Genomic DNA, 449 nt, shown 5'->3' with positions numbered 1-449 from the left:
GCATTTGTTTCACAAATGCTCGTTTGGTGGCGATAGCGGAGGGGTTCCACACGTACCCATCCCGAACACGACCGTTAAGCCCTCTAGCGCCGATGGTACTTGGACCGAAGGGTCCTGGGAGAGTAGGACGTTGCCAAGCGATTCCCTTTGGGGTATTTTTTTTGCCCCCCTCGTAGAGAAGAAGGGAAATATTTAAGGGCCCTTAGCTCAGTTGGTTAGAGCGCACCTCTGATAAGGGTGAGGTCGGTGGTTCGAGTCCACCAGGGCCCACCATATTGATTCACCCCAGCAACATGGGGCCATAGCTCAGCTGGGAGAGCGCCTGCCTTGCAAGCAGGAGGTCAGCGGTTCGATCCCGCTTGGCTCCACCATTCCCTGATAGCTCAGTTGGTAGAGCACTCGACTGTTAATCGAGTTGTCACAGGTTCGAGTCCTGTTCGGGGAGCCAT

The 449-nt window shown here is 55.2% G+C and carries 3 tRNA genes and 1 rRNA gene; all 4 read left to right on the top strand.

Features of this window, described 5'->3' with window-relative positions:
* The first annotated feature begins 22 nt into the window (after positions 1-22).
* The 4 genes from rrf (at position 23) to HP552_RS08245 (ending at position 448) form a co-directional block, all read left to right on the top strand.
* Positions 23-139 (top strand): 5S ribosomal RNA (gene rrf / locus HP552_RS08260).
* A gap of 57 nt (positions 140-196) precedes the next feature.
* Positions 197-273: transfer RNA gene (locus HP552_RS08255), tRNA-Ile, on the top strand.
* Positions 274-295: 22 nt separating this feature from the next.
* Positions 296-371, top strand: a tRNA-Ala gene (locus HP552_RS08250).
* A 1-nt stretch (position 372) separates the two neighbouring features.
* A tRNA-Asn gene (locus tag HP552_RS08245) sits at positions 373-448 on the top strand.
* Position 449 lies beyond the last annotated feature (1 nt).

Source organism: Paenibacillus xylanilyticus, from assembly GCF_013359935.1.
In the GTDB taxonomy this organism is placed as follows: Bacteria; Bacillota; Bacilli; order Paenibacillales; family Paenibacillaceae; genus Paenibacillus; species Paenibacillus xylanilyticus.
The sequence above is the reverse complement of the archived record's forward strand: the minus strand, read 5'-3'. Positions and strand labels throughout refer to the sequence as shown.